21 protein-coding genes and 1 tRNA gene are annotated in these 16323 nt (G+C 65.9%); 13 read left to right on the plus strand and 9 right to left on the minus strand.

Features of this window, described 5'->3' with window-relative positions:
* Window positions 1-8 precede the first annotated feature (8 nt).
* A tRNA-Ser gene (locus K3172_RS04580) sits at window positions 9-100 on the minus strand.
* Window positions 101-306: 206 nt separating this feature from the next.
* Here K3172_RS04580 and K3172_RS04585 point away from each other — a divergent pair.
* From K3172_RS04585 to K3172_RS04600, 4 genes are all read left to right on the plus strand, one after another.
* Window positions 307-1098 (plus strand): DUF1134 domain-containing protein, encoded by a 792-nt coding sequence (locus K3172_RS04585; protein ID WP_221587395.1) that lies wholly within the window; start codon window positions 307-309, stop codon window positions 1096-1098.
* Between the two features lie 117 nt (window positions 1099-1215).
* Window positions 1216-2397, plus strand: a complete 1182-nt coding sequence (locus tag K3172_RS04590) for an amino acid aminotransferase (RefSeq protein ID WP_221587397.1) — start codon at window positions 1216-1218, stop codon at window positions 2395-2397.
* 6 nt (window positions 2398-2403) lie between these two features.
* Window positions 2404-2943, plus strand: a complete 540-nt coding sequence (locus tag K3172_RS04595; protein WP_221587400.1) for a GNAT family N-acetyltransferase — start codon at window positions 2404-2406, stop codon at window positions 2941-2943.
* Between the two features lie 134 nt (window positions 2944-3077).
* Window positions 3078-3848: a hypothetical protein gene (locus tag K3172_RS04600; RefSeq protein WP_221587402.1), complete on the plus strand. Its 771-nt coding sequence runs from the start codon at window positions 3078-3080 to the stop codon at window positions 3846-3848.
* A gap of 37 nt (window positions 3849-3885) precedes the next feature.
* On the opposite strand, the gene K3172_RS04605 is transcribed toward K3172_RS04600, so the two are convergent.
* From K3172_RS04605 to K3172_RS04630, 6 genes are read right to left on the minus strand one after another with little or no spacing between them, the layout of a single operon-like run.
* On the minus strand, window positions 3886-4503 hold the full coding sequence (locus K3172_RS04605; RefSeq protein ID WP_221587404.1) for a riboflavin synthase: 618 nt from the start codon (window positions 4501-4503) through the stop codon (window positions 3886-3888).
* Between the two features lie 18 nt (window positions 4504-4521).
* Window positions 4522-5496, minus strand: coding sequence for a bifunctional diaminohydroxyphosphoribosylaminopyrimidine deaminase/5-amino-6-(5-phosphoribosylamino)uracil reductase RibD (ribD, locus tag K3172_RS04610; protein WP_247717922.1), 975 nt, complete (start codon window positions 5494-5496; stop codon window positions 4522-4524).
* Window positions 5477-5926 (minus strand): hypothetical protein, encoded by a 450-nt coding sequence (locus tag K3172_RS04615; protein ID WP_221587408.1) that lies wholly within the window; start codon window positions 5924-5926, stop codon window positions 5477-5479. Before K3172_RS04615 ends, ribD begins: the two co-directional genes overlap by 20 nt.
* A 59-nt stretch (window positions 5927-5985) precedes the next feature.
* A complete protein-coding gene (locus K3172_RS04620) occupies window positions 5986-6708 on the minus strand; it encodes a M48 family metallopeptidase (protein WP_221587410.1) in 723 nt (240 codons plus the stop codon).
* Window positions 6705-7187, minus strand: a complete 483-nt coding sequence (locus K3172_RS04625) for a YcgN family cysteine cluster protein (RefSeq protein ID WP_221587412.1) — start codon at window positions 7185-7187, stop codon at window positions 6705-6707. The genes K3172_RS04620 and K3172_RS04625 overlap by 4 nt, the downstream gene beginning before the upstream one ends.
* Window positions 7175-7795, minus strand: coding sequence for an SCO family protein (locus K3172_RS04630; protein ID WP_221587414.1), 621 nt, complete (start codon window positions 7793-7795; stop codon window positions 7175-7177). The genes K3172_RS04625 and K3172_RS04630 overlap by 13 nt, the downstream gene beginning before the upstream one ends.
* 71 nt (window positions 7796-7866) lie before the next feature.
* On the opposite strand from K3172_RS04630, the gene K3172_RS04635 reads away from it, so the two are divergent.
* From K3172_RS04635 to K3172_RS04660, 6 genes are all read left to right on the plus strand, one after another.
* Entirely contained in the window at window positions 7867-8469 is a 603-nt protein-coding gene (locus tag K3172_RS04635) for an ankyrin repeat domain-containing protein (RefSeq protein WP_221587416.1), read from the plus strand.
* 2 nt (window positions 8470-8471) lie between these two features.
* Window positions 8472-9131 (plus strand): COQ9 family protein, encoded by a 660-nt coding sequence (locus K3172_RS04640; protein ID WP_221587419.1) that lies wholly within the window; start codon window positions 8472-8474, stop codon window positions 9129-9131.
* A 56-nt stretch (window positions 9132-9187) separates the two neighbouring features.
* Window positions 9188-9427, plus strand: coding sequence for a FeoA family protein (locus tag K3172_RS04645; protein ID WP_221587421.1), 240 nt, complete (start codon window positions 9188-9190; stop codon window positions 9425-9427).
* Window positions 9424-11298: a ferrous iron transporter B gene (feoB, locus tag K3172_RS04650; protein WP_221587423.1), complete on the plus strand. Its 1875-nt coding sequence runs from the start codon at window positions 9424-9426 to the stop codon at window positions 11296-11298. Before K3172_RS04645 ends, feoB begins: the two co-directional genes overlap by 4 nt.
* A 99-nt stretch (window positions 11299-11397) precedes the next feature.
* Window positions 11398-11940 (plus strand): single-stranded DNA-binding protein, encoded by a 543-nt coding sequence (ssb, locus tag K3172_RS04655; RefSeq protein WP_221587425.1) that lies wholly within the window; start codon window positions 11398-11400, stop codon window positions 11938-11940.
* Window positions 11941-12110: 170 nt separating this feature from the next.
* On the plus strand, window positions 12111-12692 hold the full coding sequence (locus K3172_RS04660; protein WP_221587427.1) for a hypothetical protein: 582 nt from the start codon (window positions 12111-12113) through the stop codon (window positions 12690-12692).
* A gap of 50 nt (window positions 12693-12742) precedes the next feature.
* On the opposite strand, the gene K3172_RS04665 is transcribed toward K3172_RS04660, so the two are convergent.
* Together K3172_RS04665 and K3172_RS04670 are read right to left on the minus strand one after the other, a co-directional pair.
* A complete protein-coding gene (locus K3172_RS04665; protein WP_221587429.1) occupies window positions 12743-13279 on the minus strand; it encodes a YceD family protein in 537 nt (178 codons plus the stop codon).
* Window positions 13276-13794 (minus strand): ubiquinol-cytochrome C chaperone family protein, encoded by a 519-nt coding sequence (locus K3172_RS04670; protein ID WP_221587431.1) that lies wholly within the window; start codon window positions 13792-13794, stop codon window positions 13276-13278. Before K3172_RS04670 ends, K3172_RS04665 begins: the two co-directional genes overlap by 4 nt.
* Before the next feature lie 158 nt (window positions 13795-13952).
* On the opposite strand from K3172_RS04670, the gene K3172_RS04675 reads away from it, so the two are divergent.
* From K3172_RS04675 to hslU, 3 genes are read left to right on the plus strand one after another with little or no spacing between them, the layout of a single operon-like run.
* Entirely contained in the window at window positions 13953-14411 is a 459-nt protein-coding gene (locus tag K3172_RS04675; RefSeq protein WP_221587433.1) for an outer membrane protein assembly factor BamE, read from the plus strand.
* Between the two features lie 44 nt (window positions 14412-14455).
* Window positions 14456-15016, plus strand: a complete 561-nt coding sequence (gene hslV, locus K3172_RS04680; RefSeq protein WP_221587435.1) for an ATP-dependent protease subunit HslV — start codon at window positions 14456-14458, stop codon at window positions 15014-15016.
* Window positions 15017-15024: 8 nt separating this feature from the next.
* A complete protein-coding gene (hslU, locus tag K3172_RS04685; RefSeq protein WP_221587437.1) occupies window positions 15025-16323 on the plus strand; it encodes an ATP-dependent protease ATPase subunit HslU in 1299 nt (432 codons plus the stop codon).

A 16323-nucleotide genomic window follows, 5' to 3' on the forward strand; every position in this document is an offset into this window, starting at 1 on the left:
ACAGGAGGTGGCGGAGACGGAGGGATTCGAACCCTCGATACCCCGATAGAGGTATGGCTCCTTAGCAGGGAGCTGGTTTCAGCCACTCACCCACGTCTCCGCATGTCGCCGGCCAGAGCTTCGCCGTGCGAGGGGCGGCCTATAGCCACGGGTATCGCACCCTTCAAGGGCTGATTGCGCCGCATGTCGGACTCGGCTGGACGCATTTTCGATTCGGTTCATCGCCGTTTCATTGCGGGGTGTGTGAAAGGGGATTCTTCTGACGATGCAGCTGCCTCGCCCCCGCGCGCGGGCAGGGAGGGAACCATGACGAATTTTGCCGCACACCTGTCCCGCTTCGGCCTCGCGCTGGCCGCCTTGGGTCTCGCTTCCGCGCCGCTGGCCGCGCAGGTCGAGACGATCGATCCCGACACGGCGATCGACGGCGACTTGGCCGAACAGCCGGGCGACCAGCCGGTCTATGCCGACGAACAGCCGGACAGCGTGACCTATACGCAGGAACCCGATGCGGCCGCTCCGGCGGACAGCTATCCCGAACAGGACGGCTGGTCCGAACAGGGGGCGGAGGCTGCGGCGGAAGCGGCCGTCAAGGACGCGGCGACCGAAGACGCCTCGACCACCTATCGCGAAGACGACCTGATCGGCGCCGCCGAGGGCGTGTTCGGCAAGGGCGCGAAGGGCGTCGCCGAGATGATCCAGAAGCTGCTCAAGGAGCAGGGCGAACCCAACGCCTACATCGTGGGGCGCGAGGCTGGCGGTGCCTTCATCGTCGGTGCCCGCTACGGCTCGGGCACGCTGTATCACAAGGTGGAGGGCGAGCGCCCGGTCTACTGGACCGGCCCGTCGATCGGCTTCGATGCCGGCGCCAATGCCGGCAGCACCTTCGTTCTTGTCTACAATCTGTGGGACAGCGAGGAACTCTACGAGCGCTATCCGGCGGGCGAGGGCCAGGCCTATCTGGTGGGCGGGCTGACCGCGAGCTACCTCAGGAAAGGCGATGTGGTGCTGATTCCGATCCGCGTTGGCGCCGGGCTGCGGCTCGGGATCAATGCGGGCTATATGAAGTTTTCGAAGAAGCAGCGCTGGCTGCCCTTCTGACCGGAACACGACCGGACAAGGAGCCCTTCGGGTCGCGATAGAACAAAACCGAAGAGCTCCGGGGCCGCAACGGGATTTCCTGTTGCGGCCCCACGCATATTTGGCGAATAGGCGCGCATGCTCGACCGACTGAAAGCCCAGGCCCCCGACGCGCTGCTCGCGCTGATCAAGATGCATGCGCAGGACCCGCGCGAGGACAAGATCGACCTCGGCGTCGGTGTCTATCGCACGAACGAGGGCGCGACCCCTGTCTTCCGTGCGATCAAGAAGGCGGAGCAGAAGCTGATCGACGAGCAGGACAGCAAGTCCTACCTCGGCCCGGAAGGCGACACCGGCTTCACCACCGCGCTGATGCCCTATATCTTCGGCGCAGACGCGACGATGGGCGGCCGCATCGAAGGCATGCAGACCCCGGGCGGCACCGGCGCGGTCCGCCTCGCGGTCGCGCTGGGCAAGGCGGCGGGCGTTACGCGCATCCACATGGGCACGCCCAGCTGGCCGAACCATGCCCAGATCCTCGCCGATGTCGGTGTGGAATTCGTGCCCTTCGCCCATGCAAAACCCGACGGCAGCGCAGATCTCGACGCGGTCCTCGGCGCGATCCGCGGCGCCGCGCCGACCGATGCGGTGCTGCTCCACGGATGTTGCCACAACCCGACCGGCGTCGACTACACCGCCGACGAATGGGCAGCGACCGCCGAAGCCTTTGCCGAAACCGGCGTGCTGCCGATTCTCGACGTCGCCTATCATGGGCTCGGGCACGGGCTGGAAGAGGATATCGCAGGCGTCCGCACCGTGCTGGCCGCCGTGCCCGAGGCGCTCATCGCCTACAGCTGCGACAAGAACTTCGGCCTCTATCGCGACCGCGTGGGGGCCTTCTACATGATGGCGAAAACCGGCGACCAGCTGCCGGCGATCGTCTCCAATGCCAATGCGCTCGCTCGGGCCAACTGGTCCATGCCGCCCGACCATGGCGGCGCGGCGGTGCGCAACGTCCTGCGCGACGATGCGCTGACGAAGGAGTGGCACGAGGAACTCGACGAGATGCGCGAACGCATGCGCCGTGTGCGCGCGCGCCTGGCGGCGGCGGACAATGAAGCGCCGGGCCTCAACCTTGCGGCCCTGGGCGAGCAGAACGGCCTCTTCGCCATGCTGCCGCTCGACAAGGACCAGATCGCGAAGTTGCGCGAGGACCACGGCATCTACATGGCCGGGTCGGGTCGCATCAACGTGGCCGGTCTCCATGCTGGCAATACCGAGAAGTTCATCGCCGCGCTGGCGGATGTGACCAGAGGCTGATCCCCGGTGGACCGCCAGCCGACCCTCGAGACCGAGCGGCTGGTCCTGCGCCCCCTTGCAGAGGGCGACCGCGAGGCGCTCTTCGCCATCGCCTCCGATCCGATGATCTGGGAACAGCACCCGATCCACGACCGCTGGCGGCGCGAGGTCTTCGACGCCTTCTTCGACGAGGGACTGGCGAGCGGCGGCGCGCTGGCGGTCGTGCGCAAGAGTGACACGCGGATCTTCGGCTCGACCCGTTATGACAGGCTCGACCCCGAAGAAGGCGGCGTGGTCGAAATCGGCTGGACCTATCTCGACCGGGCCTGCTGGGGGAAGGGCATCAACCCAGAAATGAAACGCGCCATGCTGGCCCATGCGTTCGCGCAGGTCGCGCGGGTCGAGTTCCGCGTCGGCGACACCAATTACCGCTCACGCAATGCGCTCGAGGCGATCGGGGCAGAGCGGACCGACCGCTACGAACTCGGCAAGTATCAGGGCAAGCGGGTGGTGCATCTCGTCTACGAGATCACCCGCGAAGGGTTTGCGGCACGCGCCGGACACTGACGGTCGGCCCCTTGCAGCCAGCCTAGGCATTCCCCCTCAATTGATCGCTGCACAGCCGTCCGGCAGGTTTTCTGCGGGGGCGATCAACAGTCGATAGCGCGCCAGGCGCATCGTCTTCTCACGGGAGAATAATCATGGCTGTCCTCAAGAATGCGATCGAAGCGCTGGATCCGGCACCGGACAAGAAGACCCAGATCACCCTCGCGCTGTCGCTGCTGTCGGAGCTGTGCGAGCAGAAGGTGAGCCAGTTCACCCAGCAGATCGAGAGCGAGCTGCGTACCGCGGGGACGATCGAGAACCGCACCATCCCGGTCACCGAGATCCTCGCCACCCATACCGAATACCGCGCCTATATCCGCGACGATGCCGGCAAGATCGCGGAGGAGGTGACCACGGCGATCAAGAAGTTCATCGCCGGGACCGCCGACAGCATCCTCGACGGGATCGCCAGCATCGTGACCACCGGGATCACCGCTATCATCGGCGCCGGATCGGGCGTCCAGCAGGAGATGCGCAGCTACTTCGTCGTGGTCCAGGGCTTCAGCATCGTGCGCTTCGACATCCGCATCTGGTGCCGCCAGATCGAGGCCGAGGGGATCACCGCCAAGATCGAATCCGCGCTGGCGACCGCGGCCTACAAGTCGAGCGTCGACATCCGCAAGATCTCGCTGAACACCTTCCTCAGCACCTACCAGGACCAGCTGGTCAAGATCGGCATCCCCGAATCCGACTGGAAGAGCTACCTCGACACGGCCGAGGAAATGTACGAACGCCTGAAGGGCGAGATGAACCAGCTCGGCAGCGAACCGCCCGCGCCGCTGCTTGCAACCGGGGGCCACTTCGTCGGCCCGGCGACGCTGGTCGGAACGCCGTGGAAGCGCGCCTGCCGGGTGTTCGACAGCTAGGCCGCCGCGCGGACGCTGCGGGCCTGCGGGGGTACGATTACCCCTGCAGGCTCTGCATGCGCTTGAGATAGCGCGCGAGCACGTCGATCTCGAGATTGACCATGTCACCCTCGGCAAGCTGGCCGAGCGTCGTAACCTCGCCCGTATGAGGGATGATGTTGACCGCGAAGTCGCAGGTGCCGTCGGCCCGGTCGCGCACGTCGTTCACGGTCAGCGAAACCCCGTCGATGGTGATCGAACCCTTGGGCGCGACGAAGGGCGCAAGGTCGCGGCCGATGCGGAAGGCGAGCTTGCGCGAGCCGCCTTCGTCCCTGGCCAGAACAACCTGCCCGACCGAATCGACATGACCGGTGACCAAGTGGCCTCCCAGCTCGTCGCCCAGCTTCAGCGCGGGTTCGAGGTTGAGCCGTTCTCCCTCGCTCCACATGCGCGGCTTCGTGCGGCTGACGGTCTCGCCCGAAACGTCGAAAGTGACGCGTGCGTCGCCCGCCACTCCGCCGAGCGATACGACGGTGAGGCATACGCCGGAACAGGCGATCGAGGCGCCGATATCGATGCCCGCCGGATCGAAGGGGCACGCCACGGTCACGCGCAGATCGCCCCGTTGCTCGACGCTGGCGATGGTGCCGATGGCGGTTACGATGCCGGTAAACATATGCGTGATTACTCCCTGTCAGCGCGTGCGGCTGTAGGCTTCGTAGGTGTCGCTGCCAAGCTGGCGGCGTTCGGCGAATGCCCAGCGGCCATGCGCTTCGGCGAGTCTGGCAAGCCCGATGTCGCCGAGTGCGGGGCGGCCTTTGCCGATGACGATGGGCGCGCGATAGAGTTCGATGCGATCGACGAGGTCGTCGGCAAGGAAGCTGGCGGCGACCTGCGCGCCGCCTTCGACATAGAGATATTGCGCCTCGCCGAGGCGGTCGATCTGGGCAGGGGCGTTGATCACCTTCACCCCGTCCGGCGGCACGCCGCGGGTCAACAGCACGCGCTGCGGGCTTCGGCTCTCGAGGCCTGGCAGGCGCACGTCGAGGCGCGGCTTGTCGGCGCGCCAGGTGCCGCCGCCGACCAGGATCGCATCGGCCATCGCGCGGCGCGAATGGACATGCGCCCGCGCCGCCTTGCCGGTGATCCACTGGCTGGTCCCGTCCGCCATCGCGATGCAACCGTCGAGCGATGTGGCAAGCTTGAGCGTGATGTGAGGGCGGTTGTGGCGGGCGCGGGTGAGATAGCCTGCTAGGCTTTCTAGCGCCTCGGGCGAAGGGAGCAGATCGGCTTCGATGCCGGCCTTGCGCAGGCGAACCAGCCCTTCGCCCGCGGTGCGCGGGTCCGGGTCCTCCACGCCGATCACGACGCGCGCGAGTCTCGCCTGGGCAAGCAGGTCGCTGCAGGCCGGGCCGCGCTTTGAGAGATGCGCGCAGGGTTCGAGCGTGACATAGGCCGTGGCACCTTCGGCCGCAGTTCCGGCCTGATCGAGCGCCACCGCCTCGGCATGGGGACGGCCGCCATCGCCGGTCCAGCCGCGCCCGACGACGATGCCCTGTCTGACGATCAGGCAGCCGACGGCGGGATTGGGCCTGCTCAGCGGGCGACCGCGCGCCGCAAGGCGCGCCGCCGCAGCCAGCCAGCGTGCGTCACTCGGCGTCGTCGGCAACCGTCTGGCCTGCCTGGTAGAGTTCCTTGCGGCGTGCCTCCTCGGCGGCAGCTTCGCGCGCGTTCTCGATCGCGGCCTTGCGGGCCATCTCGTCGACATCGAGCCCCGTCGCCCGGCCCAGCGTCTTGTAGGCTTCGACCTTCTGCTTGCGCAGCGCCTCCAGTTCGGCCTCGCGCTCGTCCTTGCGGCGCTGGTTTTCGAGGTTGCTCTGGCGAATTTCGGCGTCGGTCCGGCCTTCGGCAAAGGTGCTGATGAACACCACCTTGGGCGGGTCGGGCGGGCGCAGATAAGATTCCTGCGTCAGCGCCAGCACGCCGGCAACGGGTATCATCACCGAGACGAGTAGCAGCGTCCAGCGAAACGGCCGCGGCTCGCGGAGATAGTCCCACAGGTCGGTCACACCCGACTTGACGTGAAATCTGCTCTTCATGCGCATGGGGCTTAGATAGGCATGTTTGCTGAACCGCGCCAGTACGCGACTGGATTGGTTCAACCGAAGGCGGCGTAGAGCGAGCGGCCATGCTTGCCGAGCCAGCTGTTCGCTTCCTCGATATCGCCTTCGAACAGGCGATCGAGCAGTGCGTGGAAGGCCGGCGAATGGTCGAAATGGACGAGGTGCGCGACCTCGTGCGCCACGACCGAGCGGCGGACGAGATCGGGTGCCTGCACCAGCCGCCAGTTGAGCCGCAGCACGCCCTCCGAAGAGCAACTGCCCCAGCGGCGCCTCGCCCGCGTCAGCCGAGCCGCGGTCGGCGCGAGCCCGCCCCGCACGCAATAGTCGCGGGCGTCGGCGGCGAACAGCGCGAGGGCCTCCGCTTCGAGCCAGCGTTGCAGCCGCCGGTTGAGCGTGTCGCGCGGGCCGCCGATGCCGAGTTCGCCTTTCGCCAGCTTCGGCTTGCGCGGCGCATCTTCCCGCCAGGCGATCCGCACTTCCTCGCCCCGATAGAAGAGCACGCCCTCCTGTGCCGGATCGCGCGCCTGGGGGACCTTGGCCAATTGCTGCGTCAACCACTCCGCGCGGGCATGGGCGAAAGCGATCGCCTCTGCACTGCGACACCATTGCGGCAGGGTGATGCGCACCGCGCTGCCATCGGGCGCGAGCCGCAGGGTCAGGCGCTTGGCGCGCCGGTTGCGACTGAGTTCGATCGGCAGCGTGCGCCCCGCGATCTCCAGCTCCGGTTCCAGGTTCTCGCGGCGCATCCAGTCGATCATGCGGCGAAATCCTCGTCGGCATAATCGTCGTCATCGTCATCGTCGCCCCAATCGACGATGTGGTGCTCCAGCGGGCCGGCCTCGCTCTCGCGGATGACCCGTCCTGCCACCGAAATGCCGGCCGCGACCACGCTCTCGCGGTCGCCGCTGATCAGGTAATGCCAGCTCGGCAGCGGATCGCCGTCGGCGCGCAGGCGGTAGGCGCACGTCGGGGGAAGCCAGTGGACACTGTCGACGATCTTCAGTGTAAGCCGCAGGCAGTCGGGCACGAAGGCCTTGCGATGCTTGTAGTCGGAACACCGCGCCGTCTGCGTATCGAGCAGCTGGCACGCGACATTGGTGTGCTCGATCTCGCCGGTGTCCTCATACTCGACCTTGTGCAGGCAGCAGCGTCCGCAACCGTCGCACAGCGCCTCCCACTCCTCGGTCGAGAGCTTCGCCAGTGGCAGCTCCCAGAAGCGGTCCCTCAGTGCACCCATTTTTCCAGTTCCGCGGCGACCGCTTCGGGTCCCTGGTCGGTAGGTAGAAAAGCAATCGGTTTGCCGTCAGGGCCCATGAGGTAAGTGATGAGCGGGTGGTCCATCAGATAGCCGTCAGCATTGGATGTCGGGACCTGACTGTATGTACCGGCATAGTCCTTCACCACGCCTTTCAAAACCTCGTCAGGCCCGGTCATGCCGATCAATCGTGGATGAAAGTTGTCGGTGAATTCTCGCAGGACCTCCGGGGTATCCCGTGCTGGATCGATGCTGACAAAGAGAGGCTGCACCATCGCTCCCCGTTGAGGGAATTCTCTTTCGAAGAGCTTCAGGCCGGCCATGGCACGCTGGTTGTCGGTCGGGCATGCATCGGGGCAAAAGGCGTACCCGAAGTAGATCGTGCGATATTTACCGTCGAAATCGGAGAAACTGACCGGCTGGCCGTCCTCTGCCGTCAATGTGAAGTCGCCGCCGATCGCCGCACCCTGCAGCGGTGGCGGGTCGGCCGGAGTGGGTAGCATGTCGTTGCACGCCGCCAGCAGCGCATATGCAACAGCGGCGAGGGCGAGGGCGGGGCGTTTCAGGCTAACCATGGCATCCCGGTTCATGGTCTGCTAACCGCGGCTATTCAAGGGAACACCCCACACGGACTTGCGGAAAAACAGGGATGCAACAGGTGATGATGCGGATTGTCCAGGCGATCCTCGGCGCGGCGGCGCTGGCCATGGTGGCCGCGCCCGCCCAAGCGCAGAAGAAGCGCGAAGGCTACGAGTTTCTCGAAGCGGTCAAGGATCGCGACGGAACCAAGGCGACCGAGATGCTCAGCGCGCCCGGCAACGTGCTGGTCAATGCGCGCGACCTGACCAGTGGCGAGACCGGCCTGCACATCGTGACGCAGCGCCGCGATGCGGTGTGGATCCGGTTTCTGCTCGGCAAGGGGGCGAACCCCAATCTGGAGACCAAGGACGGCATGACCCCGCTCGAGATCGCGGTCCAGCTCGGTTTCGTCGAAGGCGTCGAAGCATTGCTCAAGGGCGGGGCATCGACCGACGTCACCAATCTGGCGGGCGAAACGCCGCTCATCTCGGCGGTGCATCGCCGCGATGTCGAGATGATCCGCTTGCTCATCGACAAGGGCGCCGACCCCGGGCGAACCGACAATTCGGGGCGCACGGCGCGCGACTATGCCCAGCTACATGGCGCGCGCTCACAAGTGCTCGCCGCACTCGACGAAGCCATCGCCGACAAGGGCAAGGACGCGCCCGTATACGGGCCGAACTGAACATGGACGTCGCCGACCTCACGCTCGACGAACTCCGTCTCGCTCTCGCACCGGGCATCGCCGATGCGGCGGTCTTCGATGGCTGGACTGACGCCGCGCTCGACATGGCAGCGGACCAGCTCGGCGCCGACCGCGATGTCGCCCGCCTCGCCTTCAAGGATCACGGCGCGATGGGCATGATCCGCGCCTGGATCGAGACGATCGACCGCCAGATGATGCTCGACTTGCCAGCGGAGAAGCTGGCCGGGATGAAAATCCGCGAGCGGATCCGCAGTCTCGTGCAATACCGGCTCGACGCGGTCTTGGGGCTGGAGGAATCGCTACGCCGCGCGCTGGCGATCATGGCCATGCCGCAGAACGTGCCGACCTCGCTCAAGACCGGCTGGAACAGCGCCGACGTCATGTGGCGGCTCGCGGGCGATACCGCGACCGATTACAACCACTACACCAAGCGCGCGATCCTTGCCTCGATCTACGGCGCGACACTGGCGGTGTTCGTCGAGGACGAGAGCGAGGACAAGCAGGAGACCCGCGCCTTCCTCGAGCGCCGGATCGACGGGGTGATGCAGTTCGAGAAGGTGAAGGCCAAGTGGCTCAACCCGGACCGCGAAAGCTTCAGTGTGACGCGATTCCTCGGCCGCCTGCGATACCCGGCGCGCTAAGCTGCGCTATTGATAATCGGTTGCAATAAGGCCGCGCATCTGGCAGCGGCGAAGTCATGACCCTCGACGCGTTCGAACACGAGAAAACTGCGCGCATCACAGCCGTGAACTGGGCCGTGCTGGCCGAGGACGAGGCCAAGCGCCTGAAAGCCCTCGGCGTGGACGAGGGGGCGGAAGTCGCCGTGATCCACCGGGGCATCTTCGGCACGCGCGATCCGCTGGCGATTCGCATCGGCCGCATGACCATCGCCCTGCGCCGCAGCCACGCGCTCGCCATCGAGGTGGAACCCGCATGAGCCGCGACGATCCCGCGCCTGTTACGAACCGCGTCCGGACGGCCGCGCTGGTCGGCAATCCCAATTCGGGCAAGTCGGCGCTGTTCAACGCGCTGACCGGCGCGCGCCAGAAGATCGCCAACTATCCCGGCGTCACCGTCGAGCGGAAGGCCGGGCGGCTGGCCCTGCCGGGGCAGGAGCCGGTCGAACTGGTCGACCTTCCCGGTGCCTATAGTTTCGATGCCGCGAGTCCCGACGAGGAAGTGACGCGCAAGGTCGTCCACGGCGAATTCGCCGGTGAGCCGACGCCCGATGTCCTCATTCTCGTGCTCGACGCGGCGAACCTCGAACAGCACCTCGTCTTTGCGCAGGAGGTACTCGAGCTGGGCCGGCCCACCGTGGTCGCGCTCAACATGGTCGACCTGGCCGAGCGCGACGGGCTGACGCTCGATCCCGCGGCGCTATCCGAAGCGCTCGGTGTGCCGGTCATCCCGACCGTCGCCGTACGCCGCAAGGGCCTCGCCGAACTCACCGCCGCCATCGCCGAGGCCGAAACCCATGCGGACGAGGAAGCTCGTAAGCGCTGGCACATCACGCTGCCCGAGCGGCGGCTTGCGGCCAAGCATATGTCCAAGGCCGCGATCCTCTCCAAGTCGACTCGGCACACGATCGAGAACGGTATCGATCGCGTGCTGCTCAATCCGTGGGTTGGGCCGGTCATCCTGTTTGGCCTGCTGTTCGTGATCTTCCAGGCGGTGTTCGCCTGGGCGACGCCCTTCGCCGATGCGCTGGAAGGCGGAGTGGGAGCCATATCCGAGGCAGTTACCGCCAGCATGGCATCGGGCTTCATCCGCGATTTCCTCACCGAAGGCGTGCTCGCAGGTGTGGGGTCGGTTGTAGTCTTCCTGCCCCAGATTGTGATCCTGTTCTTCTTCATCCTCGTGATGGAGGCGAGCGGCTATATGGCGCGTGCAGCCTTCCTCATGGACCGGCTGATGGCCGGCGTGGGCCTGTCCGGCAAAAGCTTCATTCCGCTGCTCTCCAGCTTCGCTTGCGCCATTCCCGGTATCATGGCGACGCGCAGCATTCCCGATGCGAAAGACCGGCTGACCACCATCCTGATCGCGCCGCTGATGACCTGTTCGGCGCGCCTGCCGGTCTATGCGGTGATCATCGCCGCGGTCATTCCGGAGACCACCGTCGGCCCCGGCGTCGGCCTGCAGGGGCTGGTGCTGTTCGCGCTTTATGTCGCAGGGATAGTCGGCGCGATGGCGGCGGCGCTGGTGCTGCGGCGCACGGTGGCCAAGGGCGCGGCGAGCGGTTTCATCATGGAAATGCCGCGCTACCAGCTGCCGCGCCTCAAGGACCTCGCCATCGGCCTGTGGCAGCGCGCCTGGGTGTTCCTGCGCCGCGCGGGCACGATCATCTTCACCGTTACCATCGTGCTGTGGCTGATGCTGAGCTTCCCCAAGGCCGAGCCGGGCGAGGGCCAGATGGACGCGAGCTTTGCCGGCATGGTGGCGGATGGGCTCCACCCGATCCTCGAGCCGATCGGCTTCAACCGCGAGATGAGCCTCGCGCTGGTCCCCGCCATGGCCGCACGCGAAGTCGCGGTTTCCGCACTTGCCACCACTTACGCTGTGGACGCCGCGGACGAGGATGTCGCGGCCGAGGGCGTAACCGACAAGATCGCCGCGCTGTGGAGCCTGCCCACCGCGCTTGCCTTCCTCGCGTGGTTCGTCTTCGCGCCGCAATGCATCTCGACCATCGCGGTCGCCCGACGCGAGACCAACGGGTGGAAATGGCCCGCCTTCATGGTCGGCTACCTCTTCGCGCTGGCTTACGTGTTCGCCGGCCTGACCTATTGGGGCGCGGTGGCGCTGGGGCTCTAGCGATTGCCTGCGGAGCGGTGTGGAAACTCCGCTCCGCCCCTAGAAGCGGGCCGCGCCCTCCGTTAGGCCCGTTGCCAACAGATACGAAGGGACGATTCGATGGCCGGTAGCCTCAACAAAGTCATGCTCATCGGAAACCTCGGGGCCGATCCCGAGATCCGCAGCTTCCAGAACGGCGGCAAGGTCGCCAACCTGCGCATCGCGACGAGCGAGACGTGGAAGGACCGCAATACCGGCGAGCGGCAGGAGCGGACCGAGTGGCACACCGTCGCGATCTTCTCCGAAGGTCTCGTCGGCGTGGTCGAACGCTTTCTGCGCAAGGGCTCCAAGGTCTACATCGAAGGCCAGCTGCAGACCCGCAAGTGGCAGGACCAGTCGGGTAACGACCGCTACTCCACCGAAGTCGTGATCCGCGGCATGAACGGCACGCTCACCATGCTCGACGGAGCATCCGGTGGCGGCGGTGGCGGCGGCCAGCGCGGCGGCGGTTCGTGGGACCAGGGCGGCGGCGGACAGCAGAGCGGCGGCGGCGACAACTGGCGCAGCGGCGGCGGCCAGAGCTCGGGTGGTTCGGGTGGCAGCTCGAGCGGTTCGGGCGGCGGCTCGAACTACGACGACCTCGACGACGATATTCCGTTCTGAGGTGCTCGCAGCCCAATAATCGCCTAAGGGGGATTTAGTGGACTATTGTTCGTGGTCTAGCGTCTGACCTAAAAGGGGTTGTTCTCAGGCGAACAACGTCTAGATGGCGAAAGATGCATGTATTTTCAAATCTTGAGGACTTAGACGACGGTCTTCCTCCACTGTGCGACATGTCTTTCGAGATTGTCGAAAAGATTTTCGTCGAAAAAGAAGGTGTGTGGAAGCTGGGTCTGTGCGCCGATGCGGCGCCCTACCAGCCAGTGGGTTTCTATGCGGACATCCCAACGGTCGGCTGGAACGAGCAGGTCGACGGTGAGGGCGATGATGCCTTCCATAGTTTCTGGGGGCCGGTCACCCTGCGCTCGCGAGGCGAGGATAGCGACAGGATGTTGGCTTTATTGGCCGAGTATTACGGCGCCTCGTCGCCCCGACAGACAAGTCAAGGTTGGCTGCCTAAGCTGTTTCGGCGCGACGATAAACTCTTGGCACAGGGATGGACTTTCCCGCAAACGATCAATTGCTTAGCCGTGGGTATTGAAAGCAATCCGGCCCTTATCGCCGATGAAGCAGTGCGTATGAAGCTGTTCTTCGACGATGGCCTCGAGAATGGACACTACGCGGAGGTGTTTCTCGAGATTGATTTGCCCAGAGGGCTTGGCGCATTGAACGAGAAAGATGAGGAATACCGCGACGAGCTAATTCACTGGTTGTCGCGACCTGGAAATGTCGACGCCAACCCTTATTCCAGATAGGTGTAGTTACTTATCCGAGGACAATCAGTCGGAATTTCGTCCGACTTTGGTCATTCGCCGCCGCCCTTAAGCGCCGCCAGCGCATCCGCCAGTGGACCGCTGGGCAGCTTGTCCTCGTCGCTGACGATGCCCGCCGCTTTCCGCGCCTCGTCCGCGCCCGGGCCTTCGCGGTAGGGGTCGATCGCCAGCGCCAGCGTTTGCGCGATGGCTTCGCCGAGGTCGAAGCTGTCGCCCTCGTATTCGATCTCGTCGAGGTCCTCGCTGTCGAGTTCGATCTCCTCGTCGGGCGCATAATTCGCGACCGATCCGGCGGGGACGAAGCGCAGGGTTAGGGGCTCGTCGACGTCGTAGGTCAGCGGATCGCGGGTAATCGCGCAGGGTTGCTCGATGGTCGCCAGCAGCCGTCCGGTGGCGAGCACCGCGCCGTCCTTGGTGTCGAATTCGACATGGGCATTCAGCGCCTCGATCGCAGTCACGCCGAAGCGTTTGGCCAGCGCCTCGCGTTCGGCGGTGTCGGCGGTGATCGTCATGGCTCCGGCGGGCAAGGCGCGCGGCTTGACCAGGCGGACGAGTTCGGGATCGCTCATGCCGCGATCTCGCCGGCGCGCAGCTGGTCGACTGTGGTCCGTTCCAGCCGCGCGTGGAGCGCCGCCATGCGCTGGACCAGCGCCTCGGCCTCGTCGGGCTGGGCCATGGTGACGTTGCGGCGCACTGCGTCCACCAGCACCTGCGGGTCGCTGCGCAGCCCTTCGCGATAGGCACCGATGCGGCCGTTCATGCTGGCCATCACCGCGGCGAGCTTCTTGCCCACGGTGGGATCGCCGATGCCGGCCTCGCGCAGCTGGCCTTCCATGTCCTCTGCGAACAGCTCGGTCAGGCGGGCGGTGGCATTGCTGCCGGTCTCGGGCTCGTTCTCCAGCCGCAGCATGACGAGCGCGAGCACCAGCGTGATCATGTCGTAGCGCCCTTCGATGGAATCGGCGACGCCGCACATGCGGTACCAGTCAGGGTCGCGCGCTTCCTCCACCGTGCGGTGCCACAGCGCGCGCCATTCCTCGCGCGGGTCGGGTCCAGTGCCGAAAAGGCGTGCGAAAAAGGACATGGTCTCTCCGTTCAGCGGCAATACAGGCCGCGATCCCCAAGCGATTGGCCACTGGCACGTTGCATGGCCGCACGCTTTCGGACTAAGGCGTTGGCCGAGCATATAGGGGCGCCGCCGCCAGCGGCCAAGCGCCCGGACAACGGAGATTTGCTGTTCCCATGAACAGAGTGAAAATTGCGGGCCTCGGCGCCATCGTTCTTGCCGCCACGACGCTGGGCGGGTGCCAGGCGATCCGCGAAACGCGCGGCTATATCGTCGATCCGGTGCTGACCCAGTCGATCCAGCCGGGCATCGACAACCAGCAGTCGGTCGCAGGCACGCTCGGCCGCCCGACCTTCACGAGCCAGTTCGGCGATCCGACCTGGTATTACGTGTCCAGCACCACGGGCCGCAAACCCTTCGTGCGTCCGCGCATCCAGCAGCATCAGGTGCTCGCGGTGAAGTTCGACGCGGCGGGAAACGTGATCTCGGCGGAGCGCAGCGGGGTCGAGCAGGTGGCATACCTGACCCCTGATGGCGACAAGACGCCGACGCTGGGCCGCGAGCGGACCTTCCTCGAGGACTTGTTCGGCAATATCGGCGCGGTCGGCGCGCCGGGCACTGCGCCGGGCCAGTAAGGTCGTTCCTTGACCCTTTCGCCGCGCCCCCCATATCGCGCGGCATGAGCGGAAACAGCGACAGCCACGGCCTCGTCCAGTGGCACTCCACCACCATCGTCGGCGTCAAGCGCGGTGATAAGATCGTGATTGCCGGGGACGGACAGGTCTCCATGGGCAACACGGTGATGAAGCCCAATGCCAAGAAGGTTCGCCGGATCGGTGCAGGAGGCAGCGTCGTCGCCGGGTTCGCCGGGGCGACCGCCGATGCCTTCACGCTGTTCGAACGGCTCGAAAAGAAGCTCGAGCAGTATAACGGCCAGCTCCTGCGTGCCGCGGTCGAGCTGACCAAGGACTGGCGCATGGACAAGTACCTGCGCAATCTCGAAGCGCTGATGATCGTGGCGGACAAGGAGAACCTCCTCGTCCTCACCGGCAATGGCGACGTGCTCGAACCCGAAGGCGGGATCGCCGCCATCGGCAGCGGCGGCATGTACGCGCTGAGCGCGGCCAAGGCGCTGTCCGATTACGAGGACGATCCCGAGGTCATCGCGCGCAAGGCGATGGCGGTGGCCGCCGAGGTCTGCGTCTTCACGAACAACAATTTGACCGTCGAAACGGTCTGAGGATCTTCATGGACAATCTGACCCCCAAGGCGATCGTCGCCGCGCTCGACGAGCATATCATCGGCCAGAAGGACGCCAAGCGCGCCGTCGCCGTGGCGCTGCGCAACCGCTGGCGCCGCCAGCGCCTGCGCCCCGAGCTGCGCGACGAGGTAACGCCCAAGAACATCCTCATGATCGGCCCCACCGGCTGCGGCAAGACCGAGATCAGCCGCCGCTTGGCCAAGCTGGCCGAGGCGCCGTTCGTGAAGGTGGAGGCGACCAAGTTCACCGAGGTCGGCTATGTCGGCCGTGACGTCGAACAGATCGCCCGCGACCTTGCCGAAGAGGCGATCCGGCTGGAAAAGGAGCGCCGCCGCGAGGCGGTGCGCGAAGCCGCCAGCGAAGCGGCGATGGGGCGGCTGCTGACCGCGCTCGTCGGCGACAACGCCAGCGAGGCGACGCGCGAAGCTTTCCGCGCGCGGATCGTCGACAATTCGATGAACGACACCGAGGTCGAGATCGAGGTGAAGGACGTACCCCAGAGCTCGATGGAAATTCCCGGCATGCCCGCCAATGTCGGCATGATCGACCTCAGCGACATGCTCGGCAAGGCGATGGGCCGCTCGAACCTGAAGCGCCGCAAGCTGAAGGTCCCCGATGCATGGGACCGTCTGGTCGAGGAAGAGGCCGAGAAACGCATGGACCAGGACGACGTCAACCGCGTCGCGCTGGAGAATGCGGAGACCAACGGCATCGTCTTCCTCGACGAGATCGACAAGATCGCCGTGTCCGACGTGCGCGGTGGCAGCGTCAGCCGCGAAGGCGTGCAGCGCGACCTGTTGCCGCTGATCGAGGGCACCACGGTGGCCACCAAATACGGCCCGATGAAGACCGACCACGTGCTCTTCATCGCCAGCGGCGCGTTCCACGTCGCCAAGCCGTCCGACATGCTGCCCGAACTCCAGGGCCGCCTGCCGATCCGCGTCGAGCTGCGCGCGCTGACCGAGGAGGACTTCGTGCGCATCCTCAAGGAAACGCGCGCCAACCTCGTCGACCAGTACACTGCGCTGCTCGGGACCGAGAAGGTTTCGCTCGACTTCACCGACGAGGCGATCGCCGAAGTCGCGAAGATCGCCGCGCAGGTGAACGAGACGGTCGAGAACATCGGCGCCCGGCGCCTGCAGACGGTGATGGAGCGTCTGCTCGAGGACATCAGCTTCGAGGCCGAAGACCGCGCAGGCGAGACGGTCACGATCGACGCCGATTACGTTCGCGAGCGTCTGGGCGACCTGGCGGGCGACGCCGACCTGTCGAAATACATCCTCTGA

The sequence above is a fragment of the Qipengyuania proteolytica genome (assembly GCF_019711565.1).
GTDB lineage: Bacteria > Pseudomonadota > Alphaproteobacteria > Sphingomonadales > Sphingomonadaceae > Qipengyuania > Qipengyuania proteolytica.